This is a genomic window from Nitratireductor sp. J20-h4, assembly GCF_056780505.1.
In genome coordinates, this window is sequence record NZ_CM165557.1 from 3,981,511 (window position 1) to 3,998,721 (window position 17,211).

General features: G+C 67.0%; 20 protein-coding genes. 6 read left to right on the plus strand and 14 right to left on the minus strand.

From position 1 onward, the window contains the following. Positions 1 to 92: 92 nt before the first annotated feature. Positions 93 to 1,127 (minus strand): aspartate-semialdehyde dehydrogenase, encoded by a 1,035-nt coding sequence (locus ACT2B0_RS19200; RefSeq protein WP_348419411.1) that lies wholly within the window; start codon positions 1,125 to 1,127, stop codon positions 93 to 95. A gap of 103 nt (positions 1,128 to 1,230) precedes the next feature. Then, a complete protein-coding gene (locus ACT2B0_RS19205; RefSeq protein WP_473459893.1) occupies positions 1,231 to 1,437 on the minus strand; it encodes a hypothetical protein in 207 nt (68 codons plus the stop codon). A 100-nt stretch (positions 1,438 to 1,537) separates the two neighbouring features. Here ACT2B0_RS19205 and ACT2B0_RS19210 point away from each other — a divergent pair, with 100 nt between their 5' ends. Further along, a complete protein-coding gene (locus ACT2B0_RS19210) occupies positions 1,538 to 2,197 on the plus strand; it encodes a DUF805 domain-containing protein (protein WP_473459894.1) in 660 nt (219 codons plus the stop codon). Between the two features lie 27 nt (positions 2,198 to 2,224). On the opposite strand, the gene leuB is transcribed toward ACT2B0_RS19210, so the two are convergent. From leuB to ACT2B0_RS19250, 8 genes are all read right to left on the minus strand, one after another. Continuing rightward, positions 2,225 to 3,337 (minus strand): 3-isopropylmalate dehydrogenase, encoded by a 1,113-nt coding sequence (leuB, locus tag ACT2B0_RS19215; RefSeq protein WP_473459895.1) that lies wholly within the window; start codon positions 3,335 to 3,337, stop codon positions 2,225 to 2,227. Positions 3,338 to 3,495: 158 nt separating this feature from the next. Continuing rightward, positions 3,496 to 3,888, minus strand: coding sequence for a RidA family protein (locus ACT2B0_RS19220; protein ID WP_473459896.1), 393 nt, complete (start codon positions 3,886 to 3,888; stop codon positions 3,496 to 3,498). Next, positions 3,885 to 4,277: a hypothetical protein gene (locus tag ACT2B0_RS19225; RefSeq protein WP_473459897.1), complete on the minus strand. Its 393-nt coding sequence runs from the start codon at positions 4,275 to 4,277 to the stop codon at positions 3,885 to 3,887. The genes ACT2B0_RS19220 and ACT2B0_RS19225 overlap by 4 nt, the downstream gene beginning before the upstream one ends. Positions 4,278 to 4,314: 37 nt before the next feature. Then, positions 4,315 to 5,136, minus strand: coding sequence for a hypothetical protein (locus tag ACT2B0_RS19230; RefSeq protein WP_348419319.1), 822 nt, complete (start codon positions 5,134 to 5,136; stop codon positions 4,315 to 4,317). Positions 5,137 to 5,277: 141 nt separating this feature from the next. Then, positions 5,278 to 5,508 carry a DUF2798 domain-containing protein gene (locus ACT2B0_RS19235; RefSeq protein ID WP_473459898.1) on the minus strand — a complete coding sequence of 77 codons (231 nt, stop codon included), beginning with the start codon at positions 5,506 to 5,508 and terminating at the stop codon, positions 5,278 to 5,280. Between the two features lie 20 nt (positions 5,509 to 5,528). Then, positions 5,529 to 6,134: a 3-isopropylmalate dehydratase small subunit gene (leuD, locus tag ACT2B0_RS19240; protein ID WP_473459899.1), complete on the minus strand. Its 606-nt coding sequence runs from the start codon at positions 6,132 to 6,134 to the stop codon at positions 5,529 to 5,531. 127 nt (positions 6,135 to 6,261) lie between these two features. Continuing rightward, entirely contained in the window at positions 6,262 to 6,705 is a 444-nt protein-coding gene (locus tag ACT2B0_RS19245) for a glyoxalase superfamily protein (RefSeq protein ID WP_348419316.1), read from the minus strand. 238 nt (positions 6,706 to 6,943) lie between these two features. Then, positions 6,944 to 8,113 (minus strand): NAD(P)/FAD-dependent oxidoreductase, encoded by a 1,170-nt coding sequence (locus ACT2B0_RS19250; protein ID WP_473459900.1) that lies wholly within the window; start codon positions 8,111 to 8,113, stop codon positions 6,944 to 6,946. A gap of 110 nt (positions 8,114 to 8,223) precedes the next feature. Here ACT2B0_RS19250 and ACT2B0_RS19255 point away from each other — a divergent pair, with 110 nt between their 5' ends. Both ACT2B0_RS19255 and ACT2B0_RS19260 read left to right on the plus strand, forming a co-directional pair. Next, positions 8,224 to 9,117, plus strand: a complete 894-nt coding sequence (locus ACT2B0_RS19255) for an HpcH/HpaI aldolase/citrate lyase family protein (protein WP_473459901.1) — start codon at positions 8,224 to 8,226, stop codon at positions 9,115 to 9,117. Next, positions 9,114 to 9,320: a DUF1737 domain-containing protein gene (locus ACT2B0_RS19260; RefSeq protein WP_106570303.1), complete on the plus strand. Its 207-nt coding sequence runs from the start codon at positions 9,114 to 9,116 to the stop codon at positions 9,318 to 9,320. The genes ACT2B0_RS19255 and ACT2B0_RS19260 overlap by 4 nt, the downstream gene beginning before the upstream one ends. On the opposite strand, the gene ACT2B0_RS19265 is transcribed toward ACT2B0_RS19260, so the two are convergent. Next, complete coding sequence (locus tag ACT2B0_RS19265) at positions 9,287 to 9,769, minus strand: NUDIX hydrolase (RefSeq protein WP_473459902.1); 483 nt, start codon at positions 9,767 to 9,769, stop codon at positions 9,287 to 9,289. The genes ACT2B0_RS19260 and ACT2B0_RS19265 overlap by 34 nt on opposite strands. Continuing rightward, positions 9,766 to 10,188 carry a metallopeptidase family protein gene (locus tag ACT2B0_RS19270; protein ID WP_348419311.1) on the minus strand — a complete coding sequence of 141 codons (423 nt, stop codon included), beginning with the start codon at positions 10,186 to 10,188 and terminating at the stop codon, positions 9,766 to 9,768. Before ACT2B0_RS19270 ends, ACT2B0_RS19265 begins: the two co-directional genes overlap by 4 nt. A 199-nt stretch (positions 10,189 to 10,387) precedes the next feature. Here ACT2B0_RS19270 and ACT2B0_RS19275 point away from each other — a divergent pair, with 199 nt between their 5' ends. The 3 genes from ACT2B0_RS19275 to ACT2B0_RS19285 are packed head-to-tail and all read left to right on the plus strand — an operon-like array spanning position 10,388 to position 16,144. Continuing rightward, on the plus strand, positions 10,388 to 11,383 hold the full coding sequence (locus ACT2B0_RS19275; protein ID WP_473459903.1) for an ImuA family protein: 996 nt from the start codon (positions 10,388 to 10,390) through the stop codon (positions 11,381 to 11,383). Next, on the plus strand, positions 11,325 to 12,797 hold the full coding sequence (locus ACT2B0_RS19280) for a Y-family DNA polymerase (protein ID WP_473466109.1): 1,473 nt from the start codon (positions 11,325 to 11,327) through the stop codon (positions 12,795 to 12,797). The genes ACT2B0_RS19275 and ACT2B0_RS19280 overlap by 59 nt, the downstream gene beginning before the upstream one ends. Continuing rightward, entirely contained in the window at positions 12,794 to 16,144 is a 3,351-nt protein-coding gene (locus ACT2B0_RS19285; RefSeq protein ID WP_473459904.1) for an error-prone DNA polymerase, read from the plus strand. The genes ACT2B0_RS19280 and ACT2B0_RS19285 overlap by 4 nt, the downstream gene beginning before the upstream one ends. Positions 16,145 to 16,207: 63 nt before the next feature. Here the strand turns inward: ACT2B0_RS19285 and ACT2B0_RS19290 are convergent, their stop codons facing one another. Both ACT2B0_RS19290 and ACT2B0_RS19295 read right to left on the minus strand, forming a co-directional pair. Beyond that, a complete protein-coding gene (locus tag ACT2B0_RS19290) occupies positions 16,208 to 16,462 on the minus strand; it encodes a Trm112 family protein (protein ID WP_473459905.1) in 255 nt (84 codons plus the stop codon). Continuing rightward, positions 16,459 to 17,130 carry an LON peptidase substrate-binding domain-containing protein gene (locus ACT2B0_RS19295; protein ID WP_348419308.1) on the minus strand — a complete coding sequence of 224 codons (672 nt, stop codon included), beginning with the start codon at positions 17,128 to 17,130 and terminating at the stop codon, positions 16,459 to 16,461. Before ACT2B0_RS19295 ends, ACT2B0_RS19290 begins: the two co-directional genes overlap by 4 nt. Positions 17,131 to 17,211: the final 81 nt, after the last annotated feature.

A 17,211-nucleotide genomic window follows, 5' to 3' on the forward strand; every position in this document is an offset into this window, starting at 1 on the left:
ACTTTGCCGGCAAAGGGAATTTTTTATCGCGACCGCCGCCCTTCTCATCCGCCCAGCGGGGCGGGCGAAAAGGGCGGCTGCGCGACGACGAACTACGCCGCCTGCTTCTTCGGCGTGATCAGGCCGCGCGTCACCAGGATTTCGGCGATTTGCACGGTGTTGAGTGCTGCGCCCTTGCGCAGATTGTCGGAGACGACCCACAGATTGAGGCCGTTGTCCAAGGTCGAATCCTCGCGGATGCGCGAAATATAGGTCGCGTCCTCGCCGGCCGATTCCAGCGGCGTGACGTAGCCGCCATCCTCGTGCTTGTCGACGACCAGGCAACCCGGCGCCTCGCGCAGGATCTCGCGCGCCTCATCGGCGGTGATCGGCTTTTCGAACTCGATATTGACCGCCTCGGAATGGCCGATGAACACCGGCACGCGCACGCAGGTCGCCGTCAGCTTGATCTTCGCATCGAGCATCTTCTTGGTTTCGGCCACCATCTTCCATTCTTCCTTGGTGGAACCGTCCTCCATGAACACGTCGATATGCGGAATGACGTTAAAGGCGATGCGCTTGGTGAACTTCTTCGCCTCGATCGGGTCGGCGACGAAGACGGCGCGCGTCTGCTCGAAGAGCTCGTCCATGCCTTCCTTGCCCGCGCCCGAAACCGACTGGTAGGTGGCGACCACCACACGGCGGATGGTGGCCGCATCGTGCAGCGGCTTCAGCGCGACGACAAGCTGGGCGGTCGAGCAATTGGGATTGGCGATGATGTTCTTCTTGGTGAAGCCTTCGATCGCGTCTGCGTTCACCTCCGGCACGATCAGCGGCACGTCGGCGTCGTAACGCCAGGCCGACGAATTGTCGATCACCACGCAGCCCTGCTTGCCGATACGCGGCGACCATTCCTTCGACACGCCGCCACCGGCCGACATCAGGCAGATATCGGTGTCGGAAAAATCGTAGGTGTCGAGCACCTTTACCTTCAGCGTGCGATCGCCGTAGGACACCTCGGTCCCGAGGGAACGCCGCGAGGCGAGCGGCACGACCTCGTCGGCCGGAAAGCCGCGCTCCTCGAGAATATTGAGCATTTCGCGGCCGACATTGCCGGTAGCGCCGGCGACTGCAATCTTGAAACCCATTTCGGTCATCTCCTGTCACTCCCCTTTTGCTGGAAGGTCCGCCGGCGGCGCAGGCGGCTTTCCCCGGCCGGACCCGGGGAGAGGGGGAGTAAGGCCGAGAAAATCAGACCGTTTTGGCGGTCGTTTTGGCTCGGGTTTTACGGGTGGTGCAGCGTGCGCGCATGTCGTCGCCGGAGAGTGATCCGGGCGAATGACGACGAGAATCTGCAAAAACACCGGCGCGCATGGCCTGCTCCACGAAACGCATCGCTTCTAGCGGTTCTGCTTGAAGAGTCAATTGCCTGGTCCGCCAACCGCCGATCGTGCGCAATCCGGGTCATCGCCTTTGCTGCGCGATGGCCCGGCCGTTGACTTCCCGCCTCCGGCGCGGAAACCTAGCCGATGGATGAGGTCAAACCCGGAAGGGCGGCATGCGCGGCGAAGTTCTCTATTTCGATGACCAACGCGGCATCGGCTTCATCGACGGCGATGACGGCAACCGCTATCATTTCGCCAGCCCGGACCTCGTTGCCGCGGCCGCGCCGGGCAAAGGCGCCAAGGTCGAATTCCTGACCGAGGGCAATCGTGCCCGCGACGTCATGGCTGTCGGCAGCCGGACGGAAAATGCCGCCGGGCCCAGGGACGAGCCTTCCACCATCGCGCCGACCCGGCTTGCCGGAAACAAACCGCGCGGCCGGCGCTCGCTTTTCGGGTTTTTCCTCGATTGCGTCACGATCTCCTATGCCAGGCTGGGGGCACGCGCGCCGCGCCGGGAGTTCTGGGGATTTTTCCTGTTCGTGTTCATCGTGATGGTTGTTGCGATCTTTGCCGGGCTGATCGCCGACGGCGTGGCCGGCAATCTCGATCGCGAGGAACCGGTGCTGGCGCTCGGCCTGACCGGCATTCTGGTGCTGGCGCTGGCGCTGCCCTCGATCGCGGTCACGATCCGCCGGCTGCACGATATCGGCCTGTCAGGATGGTTCATCCTGCTTGGCTTCGTGCCCACGGTGGGCAATCTGATCATCCTCGTTTTCGCGCTGATCCCGTCGCAGAAATCCGAAAACAAATGGGGGCCGCCCCCTGGTAGGTGACGGCCCCGCACCGGCAAACGAACGGTCTCAGGCCGACAGGGCCAGATATTTCGTCGTGATCGCGTCGCCCATCTCCGCAGTCGAGAGCTGGGTCATACCGTCCGACATGATGTCGGCGGTGCGCATTCCGTCCTCGAGCACGCCGGCGATCGCCGCCTCGAGCCGGTCCGCCTCGGCGACCATGTTGAAGGAATAGCGCAGGCACATCGCGAACGAGGCGATCATCGCGATCGGGTTGGCGAGTCCCCTGCCGGCAATGTCGGGCGCGGAGCCGTGCACCGGCTCATACAGCGCCTTGCGGGCGCCGGACTTGGGATCGGGCGCGCCGAGCGAGGCCGACGGCAGCATGCCGAGCGATCCCGTCAGCATCGCCGCGACGTCCGACAGCATGTCGCCAAACAGATTGTCGGTGACGATCACATCGAACTGCTTGGGCCAGCGCACCAGCTGCATGCCGCCGGCATCGGCCAGCATATGGGTCAGCTCGACATCGGCGTAGTTCGCCTTGTGGGTCGCCGCCACGACCTCCTTCCACAGCACGCCGGACTTCATCACATTGTGCTTTTCCATCGAGCACACCTTGTTGGCCCTGGTGCGCGCCAGTTCGAATGCGACGCCGGAAATGCGCTCGATCTCGAACGTGTCGTAGACCTGGGTGTCGATGCCGCGCTTCTGGCCGTTGCCGAGATCGATGATCTCCTTGGGTTCGCCGAAATAAACGCCGCCGGTCAGCTCGCGCACGATCAGGATATCGAGTCCCTCGACGACCTCCTGCTTGAGCGACGACGAGGCGGCCAGCGCCGGATAGCAGATCGCCGGGCGCAGATTGGCAAACAGCTCCATCTCCTTCCTGAGCCGCAGCAGGCCGGCCTCCGGCCGCGCCTCGTAGGCGACGCCGTCCCATTTGGGTCCCCCGACCGCGCCGAACAGCACCGCGTCGGCGTTGAGGGCCTTTTGCATATCCTCATCCGAGATCGCCTGGCCGTGCGCGTCGTAGGCCGCGCCGCCGACCAGCCCTTCCTCAACCGTGAAACCGGCCGACTGGCTGTCGTTCAGCACCGCAATCAGCTTGCGCACCTCCGCCATCGCCTCGGGGCCGATACCGTCGCCGGGAAGAAGCAGGAGATTGCGCGTCACCATGGAAAACCCTTTCAAAAAGGCGGAAATCCGCCGCCATGTGTGGTGGAAACGAGGTCGACTGCGAAGTCGCGACACTAGCTAGACGCCAGACGCCGATTGCGCAAGTCGCACCCGGGCGGGCGCGCCAGGGCCAGGTCCAGGCCTGGGCGGCCGGCGGATCAGCCCGCCGCACCGCGCCGCAGGGCCGTCACCTCGATCTCGATTTTCATCTCCGGCTCGTTGAGCTGACACACGATCATCGTCGCCGCCGGCCTTATTGCGCCGAAGATTTCCCCGAGGATCGGAAACACCGTTGGCACGAAAGCGCGGTCGGTCACGTAATAATGCGCCCGCACCACGTCGGCGAGGTCGAAGCCGGCTTCGGCCAGCGCGGCGGCGATCGTGGCGAGGCAGTTGCGCGTCTGCGCCTCGACCGTCTCCGGCATCGTCATGGTGGCGTAATCGTAGCCGGTCGTGCCGGACACGAAGCACCAGTCGCCCTGGACGACCGCGCGCGAATAGCCGGCGGTCTTCTCGAAGGGGGAACCGGTGGAAATCAGGCGTCTCGTCATGTCTTGCCTTCCGCTTGCTTCAGCCGCTCCAGCACCGCCGGGTCGTGCTGCGACCTGGAAAGGTCGACATGATTTTTCGCGTCGCTGGGCGGCAGCACGGCGCTGTTGAAGGGTTCGGCCACCACGCCGCCGAACCGCGCCTCGTGCACCACGACCCGGCGTTTGCGGATAAGACATATCACCAGGATCGCGCGGGCGTCGTAGCGGGACCGATCGTCGGCGAAACCCCAGACCAGGCCACCGGACAAAGATGCATTGCCGAAGACGAGGCGCCGGCCGGATCCGTCCTCGGCCGTCGCCAGGCAGTCCCGGCAGAAATACCAGGGATAGCGCGCGAAGGCCCGCTGGACCTTTCCGCAACCGGGACAGAAATGATCGTCCATGCTCATCGGCCGCGACCCGGCCGGATATCGGCTCGATCGACACTCACAGATCGTCCGGCACCAGATCGGCGATCGCGGCCGGCCACTGATCGCGCGCCGGCCAGAAGCGCGGCGCCGGTTCAGCCTGTTGCTGGGCGAAATACAGGGCGCGGTTCTTGGCGTCCACGGCCACGAACGTGTCCTGCGATCCGCAGGCATGCGGCACGCAGCCGCGCGCCGTCAAAACACCGTCATCGGTGATTTCGGGTGCGCTCGCGGTGCCAAGCCCGGCCGCGACTGAAAACAGCTCGTCCCCGAGCAGCGCCTGCGCCGTCTCGTAGAGGCTGGCATTGCGGAAAAGCTCGACCGGATGGCTGACCGTTTCGGGATCGAAACTCGACCAGTCGGTGCCTTGTTGTGGCGCGTAGGACAGCACACCCGCCGTCTCGAACCCCTCGTCGGGACCCCAGGAGCGGACCACGGTCTGTTCGCCGGGCCTCAGATAGGGAATGAAATAGATATATTCGTCCGTCACCGCCGGCGGCGGCGCGCCGCACTCCTCGCCGACGATCTCGGTCTTGACGTCGCCGTTCTCAGGCTTCCACAGCATGATCGTGTAGGGGCCGCAGGCATTGCCGCCATTGCCGGCCGTCAACAGCGCGACCTCGACGTCGCGCACGGTGACGATCCGGTCGAAGCCGATGAAATAGGCGCGATGCAACGCGCGTCCCTCGTAAGCCAGCACGCGCTCGTAATCCTGGCGGGCGATCGTCAGTTCCCCGCCCTGGAACGAATAGCGCTGCACCTCCTCCGCCTCGGCCCGTGCCGCGCCGGTGGCCAGAAGTGCGCCAAAAACGGAAATCAGGATGCGTGAGACAATCGACATGGTTGCTCCGGAGCCTTTGGGCCGGAGCGCGAATGGAAAGCCCGGCCGGTCTGCGACGCAGAGTAGCGGCAAAATCGCATGGCGTGAAACCGTCTCGGCGTCCGGTTCGGTATTTTTTACGCGCCGGCCGGGCGCGACCGGTCAGATCACGATGCGCCCGACGATGCGGCGCACGACCGGGGCCACCACCAGCACGGCGGGAAAGGCCAGCGCCCAGGACGGCAGCCAGGCCGAAAGCCAGTAAAAAAGGAACGCCGCGTCGACGCCGCGCGCGATCGCCGTCGACAGGCCCGACACGAGAAACGACATCAGCCCCGACAACAGCAGGCCGAAGACAAGCGGCTCCAGCCGCCGGGGCACGAAGGGGCGCATGACGAACCCGGTGTCGCCGATCAGGCCCAGGGCCGGACGGCGGCAGCTTTTTCCTCGTAGGTGGCGATCGCCGGCGCCTTCTTCATGGTCAGGCCGATATCGTCGAGGCCGTTGAGCAGGCAATGACGCCGGAATTCGTCGAGATCGAAGGCGATCGCGCCGCCGTCGGGGCCACGGATCTCCCTGGCCTCGAGGTCGACGGTGACGGTCGCGTTGGCGCCGCGGCTGGCATCGTCCATCAGCTTGTCGAGATCGTCCTGGCTGACCTTGATCGGCAGGATGCCGTTCTTGAAGCAGTTATTGTAGAAAATATCGGCGAAGGAGGTCGAGATCACGCAACGAATGCCGAAATCCAGCAATGCCCAGGGCGCATGCTCGCGGCTCGACCCGCAGCCGAAATTATCGCCCGCCACGAGGATCTGTGCATTGCGGTAGGCCGGCTTGTTGAGCACGAAATCCGGATTCTCCGACCCGTCCTCATTGTAGCGCATCTCCGCGAACAGCCCGGTGCCGAGACCGGTGCGCTTGATCGTCTTGAGATAGTCCTTGGGGATGATCATGTCGGTGTCGACATTGACGATCGGCAAGGGGGCTGCAACGCCGGTTAAGGTGGTGAACTTGTCCATTCCGCGGGCCTGTCGGTTGTTCGGAAATTCTGTCGGCTCCGCTTTATACGGATCGCGCGCGCAAATCAAAGGGCGGCCGCGACGTTACGGCGGGACCGTTCGGTCCCGCCGCCCCGTCTGCTCTATGTTAGGCCTGCGCCGCGCGGCGCAGCGCCATGACGCCGGTCTCCGTGCCGGTCAACCGGCGCGAGCGGCCGTCCCCGCCGACGATCATGGTGATGCGCCGCCGCTCCGAGGAGAACAGCTCCGACGTCACCACGTCGACCGGCGGGTCGAACGCGATGGTGGCGCGCCACAGGCCCGGCTTGATGGTCTCCGAAAGTCCGAAGACCCGCCCCTGCGCGGGCTTGCCGTTGAAATCGCCCTCGACCCGGTCGCCGACGGCGAAGGGGGCGCCGGCGGCAGCGCTGGCCGGCGCGGACGCGGTGGCGGCAAGCGTGTTCCAGTCGCGCGCGCCGTTCTGGCGGGCGACGAGCTCGAGCGCCTTGCCGTGCGAGACGGCGATGCCGTCCGCCGCCAGCGCCGCGCGTAACCGCTTGGCATGGGTCTTGTAGTCGGTGGATGATGTCATCACCGTTCACTCCTATCGCTTTGCGAGCGGCATTCTGCTCACGGGAGCCCGCATTGCCGTTTCGGCCGCCACATCGACAGGGAAACGATAAGATCGTCGGAAGCTTCACCATGGCTTGCGCCGCGGGCGGCAGGGGCTTCCGGCCCTTGCGAGCCGCTCAGATAGGCATGCGGACCGGCCGCGTCAATATGCAGCATGCCGCGCACCGGAACTGGAGCGCCGGACCGCGACCGGACCGTCAGATCACGTTGAGTTCGCGGAACGGCCGGCCGGCGGCGATGCGTTCATAGCCGAAGGCGGAACAATCGACCGTGCGGTAGCCGCCATGCACCAGAAGTTCCGCCAGCGCCTTGCCGACGGCCGGCGCCTGCTGCAGGCCATGGCCGGAAAAGCCGTTGGCGAACACGAAATTGCCGACCTCGGGATGCGGGCCGATGACGGCGTTCTGGTCGAGCGTGTTGTAGTCGTAGTGCCCGGCCCAGGCGCGCTGCAGCTTGATCGCCTCGAAGGCGGGAATGCGGGTGGCGAGCGCCGGCCAGATCGCCGCCTCGAACAGCGTCCAGTCGGGATCGAAATCGGCCGGATCGGCAGGTCCGTCATTGGCCGCGTCCTCGGCGCCGCCGGTGATAAAGACCGAGCCTTCTGGCCGGACATATATACCGCAGGGATCGACGATCAGCGGCATGTCGTCGAAACGCGCGCGGGCCTCGAACACGAACACCGTGCGCTTGCGCGGCTCGACCGGCAGCGCCAGCCCGGCCATCGCCGCGACCGCGCCGGCATTGGGCCCGGCCGCGTTGATGACCACGCCAGCGCCGATCCGTTCGCCCGTGTCGAGCATGACGGTTTCGACCCGGTTGCCGGTGCGCTCCAGCCCGGCCGCCGAAGCGGACAGGAAATCGATCGCACGCCCGCGCAATGCCTTGCGAAACAGCATCAACAGCGCATGCGCGTCGAACCAGCCTTCGCCCGTCTGCCCATAGGCGCCCGCCGCGATGCCCTCGGTCGACAACCAGGTGAAACGCCGCTTCAGGGCGGCCGCGTCCTCAAGCAGGATGTCGCCGCCCTCGGCCCGTTGCACCGCATGGTTGGCGGCCAGGATCGGCCGACCGGCCTCCGAGGCCAGAATCAGGTAGCCTTTTTCGCGCAGGCCGATATCGGCCTGCGGCCCGAACACTTCCGTCAGCCGGCGGAACAGCTCGAGGGTGAAGCGCGACAGGCGGATATTTTCGGGGCTCGAGAATTGCTGGCGGATCGAGGCGCAGGACAGGGTGGTCGCGGCGGTGGCGAACTGCGGATCGCGCTCGACGAGTGCGATCGACCCCGAAAACCCTTCCTCGCGCAGATACCAGGCGATCGCGCTGCCGACGATCGCGCCGCCAATGATGACGATGTCGTAGGTCTTCACCCTGTCCTCCCCGGCTTGCACCCGGTACGCCGCCTGATGGCGCGCCGTCCCGCATCAGACAGATTCCGGGCCCACTTGCAAGCCGGCCGTCCCGGCGTCATGAAGGAGCCATGCACACAGCCACGCCGCCGCCGCTTCGCTCCGTCCTTTATGTTCCGGCCGCCAACGACAAGGCGCTCGCCAAGGTTGCCGGGCTTGCCTGCGACGCGGTGATCGTCGACCTGGAGGACGCCGTCGCGCCGGAGGAAAAGACGACCGCGCGCGAACGCATGGTGCGGTTTTTCGCCGGCCGCGCGCGCGACGGTCGCCCGGTCGCGGTGCGGATCAACGCGCTCGCCAGCGCATGGGGCGCCGACGACCTGGAGGCCGCCCGCGCCTGCCGGCCGGACGCGATCCTGCTGCCGAAGGTCGAGACGCCGCGCGACGTGCTGGAGGCCAATGACCGCCTCGACCGGGCCGAGGCCGCGCCCGACCTGGCATTGTGGGCGATGGTGGAAACGCCGCGCGCGATCCTCAATCTCGGCGCCATCGCCGAGCTCGGCCGCGACCGCGGTGCCCGGCTTGCCTGTCTGGTCGCCGGCACCAACGACCTCGTCAAGGAAACCGGCGTCGCCATGACCGCCGACCGGCAATGGCTGCTCGCCTGGCTGCAGCAGATCGTGCTCGCCGCGCGCGCGGGCGGCCTTGCCGCGCTCGACGGGGTCAGCAACGATTTTCGCGATCTCGACGCTCTGGCGCGCGAATGCCGTCAGGGCGCGGCGATGGGCTTCGACGGCAAGACGCTGATCCATCCGGCCCAGATCGGGCCGGCCGAGATCGCCTTTTCGCCCTCGGCGGAAGAAATCGCTCAGGCCGAACGGATCGTCGCCGCCTTCGCCGCGCCGGGCAACGAAAACAAGGGCGTGCTGTCGATCGACGGCCGCATGACCGAACGGCTGCATCTCGACCAGGCCAGACGGCTGCTGGCCAAGGCGGGCCGGCGGACCGGAGAGGAAACCGCATGAAACTCTATCGTTATCTCACCGGGCCGGACGACGCCGCCTTCTGCCACAAGGTTACGGCGGCGCTGAACAAGGGCTGGCGGCTGCACGGCTCGCCCGCCTACGCCTTCGACGCCGCCAGCGGAACGATGCGCTGCGGCCAGGCGGTGGTGAAGGAGGTCGACGGCCTCGATTACGAGCCCGGCATCAAGCTCGGGGAGTATTGAGCGAGCAGCCGCGGCATCAGCTCGGCGAGCTCTTCCGGGAAGATCGTTTCGGCGGTCCGGGAAAGTGTGGCCGCGCTCCACCAGCGCCGGTCCGCGATCATCTCGCGCTCGCGCGCGTCGGAATTGTTGCCGGCGATCCGCTTTTCGGCGACCCGCACCAGGAAAAAGCGCTCCTCGGCCACGACCGGCATGCCGTCGGGCAGATCGAACCGGTTGGTGCGGGCATGGACTTGTGGACCGATGGCCAGGTCGAGCCCGGTTTCTTCGAACAGCTCCCGTCGCGCCGCCGCCTGGAAACTCTCGCCGGGTTCAAGCGCGCCGCCGGGTGTGGCCCAGAAGCTGAAACCGGCCCGCGGACCGTCACGATAGACGAAGCGGAACAAAAGCACACGGCCGCCGGGATCGATCACCAATAGCCGCGCCGACGGTCGGGATTGTGGCCGCGTCACGCCACGCTTTCCTCGATCTTTTCCATGTCCTCGTCGGACAGGCCGAAATGGTGGCCGAGCTCGTGAATCAGCACATGGGTGACGATGTCGCCCAGCGTTTCCTCGTTCTCGGCCCAATAGTCGAGAATGGCGCGCCGGTAGAGCGTGATGCGGTTCGGGCCTTCGCCGGTGGCCGGGTTCCAGCGCTCGGCGATGCCGCGGCCCTCGAACAGGCCGAGCAGGTCGAACGGGGTTTCCAGCGACAGATCGTCCATGATCTCCTCGGTCGGAAACTCGGCGATCTGAATGACGATCTCGCCGGTCAGCGCGCGAAAGTCCGCCGGCAGATGCGCATAGGCTTCCAGCGCCAGGATTTCCATCTCGTCGACCGACGGGGAGAGTTGATCGTGCCAGGCGCGGGTCTGGTAGATGCGGGCCATGTTTTTGTCCTTTGGCCGCCATATAGCCTTTTGTTTCCGGCCTTGCGAGGGGCCCCGTGGCGCGGGATTTGCGGATTCGGGATTTCCCGATCTGTGCGCCGGTGCGGAATAAATTCTTATCGGCCCTGCTTGACTCTTGGGGCGGGCTCTGGAATCCATAAGAACATAACAGGAACAAGATGGTTTTGGAGCGACTGTCATGGCCAAGCCCGCCATGGCGCGGGAGACTGTTGTCGCTTTGCGTCGGGAAATCGCGAGGATCGAAGGTGTCCTGCCCGAAAGGCTGGCAGGGTCCGGTAACGACGATGGCCTTGTGCTGCGTCACGGCCCCGCCGCCAGACGGGAAACCCGTTTCGGGTCCGCCTTTTTGCCGACCGGTGCTTCAAGCTTCGATACCGCCCTGGGCAGCGGCCTGCCGCGCGCCGCCCTGGTCGAGATCCATGGCCGGCAGACCCGCGACGCCGGCGCGGTGGCGGGATTTGCCCTGTGTCTAACCGGCCTGTTGCGCAGGGCCGCACCAATGGAGCGGGATAATGCTTTGTGCTGGATCGGCACGGCGGAGATTTTTCGCGAGGCCGGGTTTCCCTACGCGCCCGGCCTGCGCCGGTTTTGCGGTCTGCCGGCCGGCGATCTCTTCCTGTGCGCGCCGAACGAGGCCAGGGACGCGCTGTGGATCGCCGAGCAGGCCGCCCGCCAGCGGGCTTTCGCCGCGATCGTGCTGGAACTGCGCGGCAATCCGGCACGCCTCGATCTGACCGCCACCCGGCGCCTGCACCGCCGGGCCCAGGAGGCGGACCGGCCGGTTTTCCTGATCCGCGAGGCCGGAACCGCCGAACCGACGGCCGCCCCGATCAGGATCGCGGTCGCGCCCGCTCCCGCCGCCCCGCGCTCGACCGTGTCCGGTCCTGTGGCGGCCTCGATCGGCCATCCCGCCTTCGCCGTCACCGTCACCAAAAGCCGCGCCGCCCCGGCCGGACGGCTCGTTCTGGAGTGGAACCCCGATGAATCCAGCTTCCGCGAAATCCGGCCAGAGAATTCTGGCGCTCTGGTTCCCGCATCTGGCCACCGACCGGATTCTTCGGCAGCGCGAGGGGCGGTCGTGGCGTTGCGGCCCGCCGTCGCGGCGTCCGCCGCTCCTGGTCAGCCATCGCGAGAACAACGCCCAGCGCATCGCCGCGCTCGACGAGCGCGCTGAGGCGCTTGGCCTGAAACCCGGCATCGGCATCGCCGACGCGCGCGCCATGCATCCCGATGTAGAGATCGTCGACGACCAGCCCCAGGCCGACCGCCGCCTGCTGGAAAGTCTTGCCGACTGGTGCGACCGCTACACGCCGCTCGTCGCCCTGGAGGGAAGCGACGGGCTGTTTCTCGACATTACCGGCTGCGCCCATCTTTTCGGCAATGAAAAACGCATGATGGACGACATTCTGTCCCGGCTTTTCCATCAGGGGTTCGACGCCCGCGCCGGGCTCGGCGCCAGCCCCGGCATCGCCTGGGCGGCGGCGCGGTTCCTGAGCCCGGCGATCGTCCTGCCGGGTGAGGAGGCCGAAACCCTGGCGCCGCTTCCGCTCGCCGCGCTGCGCATCGCGCCGGCCGTCCGCGCCGGCCTGGAAAGCGTCGGGCTGAAGACGGCGGGCGCGATCATGGCCGCGCCGCGCGCGCCGCTGGCGCGCCGTTTCGGCGCCGCGCTTCTGGCCCGGCTCGACCAGGCGCTGGGCCGGACCGAGGAAGCGATCACGCCGCGCCTGCCCGTGCCGCCGCTGTCGGTCGAGCGCCACCTGGCCGAGCCGGTCGTGCTGGCCGACGATATCCAGCACCTCGTCGGCTTGCTCGCCGCATCGCTGCGCGCCGAGCTCGAACGGCGCGGGGAGGGCGCCCATGTCCTGCAGCTTGCCCTGTTCCGGGTCGACGGCGCCATGCAGCGTCTTGCCGTCGGCGCCTCGCGGCCGCTGCGCGATCCGGCCCTGATCGAGCGCCTGTTCCGCGAAAGGCTCGCCGCGTTCGAGGACCGGCTCGACGCCGGCTGCGGCTTCGAGCTGGTCCGGCTTTCGGTCTTGAAGGCCGCGCCCTTCGCGCTCGAGCAGACCGATCTTGCCGGCGCGAGCATGGCGGCCGGGGAGGATCTGGCGCTTTTTGCCGACCGGGTCCGCGCCCGGCTCGGCGAAACGACGCTGCTGCGGCCGGTTCTCGTCGAAAGCCACCGTCCCGAACGCGCCGCCGCCTTCGTTGCCGCCGCGCGCGTGCCCGCCGGGTCGCCCGCCCGTCCGCGATTGGCCGAACCCGGCCTCGACCTGGCCGGGATGGCGCAAATGGCGGAACGGCCGATCCGCCTTTTTTCGCGCCCCGAGCCGGTCGAGGTGGTCGCCGCCGAGGTGCCCGAAGGGCCGCCGCTGCGGTTCCGCTGGCGCCGCGTCGTCCATCGCGTCGCCCGCTCCGAAGGGCCCGAGCGGATCGCGGCGGAATGGTGGCGCGATCCGCAAGACATGCCCACCCGCGACTATTTCCGCGTCGAGGACGATGACGGGCGCCGCTACTGGCTTTTCCGGCAGGGTTTTTACGGCGCCGCCGAGCCCATGCCGCGCTGGTTCATGCACGGGGTTTTTGCATGAACCCCGCCGCCCCGGCCTATGCCGAATTCGCCGTGCAGTCGAATTTTTCCTTTCTGCGCGGCGCCTCGAAGCCGGAGGAGCTGGTGGTGACGGCGAAGCATCTCGGTCATGACGCCATCGGGCTTGCCGACCGCAATACCGTGGCTGGCGTCGTGCGCGCCTGGAGCCAGTCGAAACATATCAGGCTGCCGGGCTCGGCCGCGCCGGGTAGGCTTGCCTACCATCCAGGCTGCCGGCTGGTGTTCGCCGACACGACGCCGGACGTGCTCGCCTATCCGCAGGACCGCCGCGGCTGGGGCCATCTGTGCCGCCTGCTCAGCGAGGCCAACATGCGCGCCGAAAGCGAAAAGGGGGCGCCGCGCATCTATCGCGACGATTTGCTTGGCTGGGGCGAGCGCATCTCGCTCGCCCTGATACCAAGGCTCGCCGGCGGCGAGGCGGACGAGCTGGAGCTCCTGCGCTGTCTGCGCGACCGGTTCGGCACCGCCGTCCGTCTCGCCGTCGCGCCGGCCTATGGCGGCAATGACCGGTTCCGCATCGCGCAGGCGGCGGCGATGGCGGCGGCGGCCGGCGTGCGGCTGATGGCCATCAACGATGTGCTTTATCATGTCCCCGACCGGCGGCCGCTCCAGGACGTGCTGACGGCGATCCGCCTCAACACGACCGTGGCGGAGGCCGGCTACGCGCTCGCCGCCCATGCCGAGCGCCATTTGAAACCGGCGGCGGAAATGGCGCGGCTGTTCCGCGGTTTTCCCGAAGCGCTCGCCGAGACCGTCAATTTCGCCGCAAGCCTCGCCTTCTCGCTCAGCGAACTGAGCCACAACTATCCCGACGAGACCACGGCAGCCGGCGTCGATCCCCAGGCCGAACTGGAAAGCCTGACCTGGCAGGGCGCGCGCGACCGTTACCCGCAAGGTCTCCCCGACGGAGTGGCGGACAAGATCCGCCATGAACTGGAGATCGTCGCGCAGAAGGATTACGCGCGCTATTTTCTCACCGTGCGCGACATCGTCGCCCACGCGCGTACCGAGAAGGGTATTTTGTGCCAGGGCCGGGGCTCGGCGGCCAATTCCGTCATCTGCTTCTGCCTGGGCATCACCGAGGTCGATCCCGTGCTGATGACGAACGGTCTTTTCGAGCGCTTCATCTCCACCGAGCGCGATGAGCCGCCCGACATCGACGTCGATTTCGAACATGAGCGGCGCGACGAGGTCATCGCCTATATCTACCGGAAATACAGCCACACGCGCACCGCGCTCGCCGCCTCGGTCGTGACCTATCGCGGCCGTTCGGCAATGCGCGAGGTCGCCAGGGCGATGGGCCTGTCCGACGATGTGCAGTCCGCCCTTTCCGGTTCGATCTGGGGCTGGTCGTCCTCCGAGCTCGGCGCGCGCGAGGCCAGGGCCGGCGGACTGGCAGAAGGCGATCCGACGACGCGCCATGTCATGCAGCGCGCCAACGAGATCATCGGGTTTCCGCGCCACCTCTCCCAGCATGTCGGCGGTTTTGTCATCACCCGCGACCGGCTCGACGAGATCGTGCCGATCGTCAAGACGGCGATGGAGGAACGCAAGATGGTCGAATGGGACAAGGACGACCTCGACGCCGTCGGGCTGATCAAGGTCGACGTTCTGGCGCTCGGCATGTTGTCGTGCCTGCGCCGCGCCTTCGATCTGCTCGAGGACCATTATCGCGAACGCGACCGGTTCGGCCGCAGGCTGACGCTGGCGACGCTGCCAAAGGAGGATACGCGCGTCTACGACATGATCTGCCGGGCCGACACGCTCGGCGTATTCCAGATCGAAAGCCGTGCCCAGATGTCGATGCTGCCGCGGCTCAAGCCGCGCGAGTTCTACGATCTGGTGATCGAGGTGGCGATCGTGCGCCCTGGTCCGATCCAGGGCGACATGGTGCATCCCTATCTGCGCCGCCGCGAGGGCAGGGAGCCGGTCGACTATCCGAGCCCGCAAATGCGCCGCATCCTGGAAAGAACGCTCGGCGTGCCGCTGTTTCAGGAACAGGCGATGAAGATCGCCATCGACGCCGGCGGCTTTTCGCCCAGCGAGGCCGATCAGCTGCGCCGCGCCATGGCCACCTTCCGGCGCAACGGCACCATCCACGATTACCGGGACAAGCTGATTGCGGGCATGGTCAGCCGGGGATACCGGCAGGACTTCGCCGAGCGTTGCTTCAAACAGATCGAGGGCTTCGGCGATTACGGTTTTCCCGAAAGCCACGCCGCCTCCTTCGCGCTGCTTGTCTATGCCTCCTGCTGGTTCAAGACCTTCTACCCGGACGTCTTTTGCGCCGCGATCCTGAATTCGCAGCCGATGGGGTTTTACGCCCCGGCCCAGCTGGTGCGCGACGCGCGCGAACACGGCATCGAGATCCGCCCCGTCGACATCAACGCTTCCGACTGGGAGTCAACGCTGGAGGAATCGCCCTTCGACCCCACGCGCATCGCCAACCGGCACGCGGAAATGGCCGGCGTCGTCAAGAGCCGCCACGCGGTGCGGCTCGGCTTCAGCCGCGTCAAGGGCCTTGCCGAGGCGGCGATGCGGCAACTGGTGGAAAAGCGCGGCGCGGGTTACGATTCCGTGCGCGATCTCTGGCTGCGATCCGGCCTGCCGGCCGGCGTGATCGCCCGGCTGGCCGAGGCCGACGCCTTCGGTTCGCTCGGCCTCGACCGCCGCGACGCGCTATGGGCGGCCAAGGCGCTCGACGACAAAAGCGCGGCCGAGCGCCTGCCGCTGTTCGATCGTCCCGATACGCAGCTGCGCGACCGGGAGCCCGACATCGCGCTGCCGCCGATGCCGCCCGGCCAGCATATCGTCCACGACTACCGCACCCTAAGCCTGTCTTTGAAGGGGCATCCGCTCCAGTTCCTGCGCGCGCGCCTTGCGGCCGAGGGCGGCCTGCCCGCCATCCGTCTTTCCACCGTGGCGGACGGCCGCCGCGTGAGCGTGGCTGGCCTCGCCTTGGTGCGCCAGCGCCCGGGCAAGGGCAATGTCATCTTCATCACCCTGGAGGACGAGGGCGCGATCGCCAATATCATCGTCTGGCCAAGGGTCTTCGAGCGCTACCGCCCGGTCGTGCTCGGCGCCCGGTTGATGCGGGTGCGCGGGCGGCTGCAATCGGCCTCGGGCGTCATTCACGTCGTGGCCGAAACCCTGGAGGACCTGACGCCGTGGCTGGGTGCGCTTATGGCCGACGCCGCGCCCGCCGCGCAGTCCCTGCCGCTGCCGGGTGGCGCCCCGGTTCCCGATCCGCCGGCCGCCGTCGTCACCGACAGGGAACTGGCCGAACAGACCGGCAAGGTGATGCCAAAAGGCCGCAATTTCCACTGAAGTGGGCCAAACCACAGGACAGCCGCGCCGTCGTCTTGCCGCCACGCGCGGCTTCGGCCATGCCTATTTCCGCCTGGAGGGTGGCCTCGTGCCATCCTCCCCGATCCGGCGCGCTTCCGACGGCAGCATGATCGGAATGCCGTCGCGCACCGGATAGGCGAGCGCGGCGGCCTTGGAGACCAGTTCGCAGCGCTCGGCGTCGAAGGTCAGCGGCCCCTTCGTCAAGGGACAGGCCAGAAGCTCGAGAAGCTTGCGGTCGATGGTCACCGTCGAGTGCCGTGATCCGATCCGCTTTCCGTCCTCGCCCGCCATCGTCATTGCAGCCCCGTGCCGGCGTCATCGTCATTGCGGGCCAGAAGTATTTCGGTGATCGCAACCAGCGTTTCGGCCCGCGTCTTCAAATCGGGCGCTTCCAGCAGCGCCTGCTTTTCGCTTGCCCCGTAAGGCGACATCATCGACAGCGCATTCACCAGCGTCGCGTTTTCCGCCCGGCTGACGCTCTCCCAGTCCGCGTCGAGTCCGTTCGCGTCGAGATAGGCCTTAAAAGTCTTCAGCAACGCCGTGCGGTCGACCTCCTCGGTCCCGGCAGTCTCGTCAAGGTCGCCGCCAAAGGGCGCGATATGACAGGTGCGGAACGGCGCGGACCCGGCAACCTCCTGCAAAACGCGAAACCGCGCCACGCCCTGCAGCGACACCAGATAGCGCCCGTCGCCGGTCTCCGCAAACGAGGTGATCCGGCCGAGACAGCCCACCTGGCACAGCTCGGGCTCGCCGTCGCTGCGCACCGCGCCGTCCAGCCGCGGCTGGATCATGCCGATCACGCGTTCGCCGCCCAGCACCGCGTCCACCATCTGCAGATAGCGCGGCTCGAAAATGTTCAGCGGCAAACGTCCGCCCGGCAGCAGCAACGCCGCGGTGAGCGGAAACACCGGCGCCGTGCTCGGCAGGTCTTCAAGCTTGAGATAATGCGCGTTTCCCGCCTGCAATCGGTTGTCTCCCTGACAAGTCTGACGCCACCCAACATAGGGCAGAAATCCCTGCCCGCCATGCCTGGGATGCGACATGCC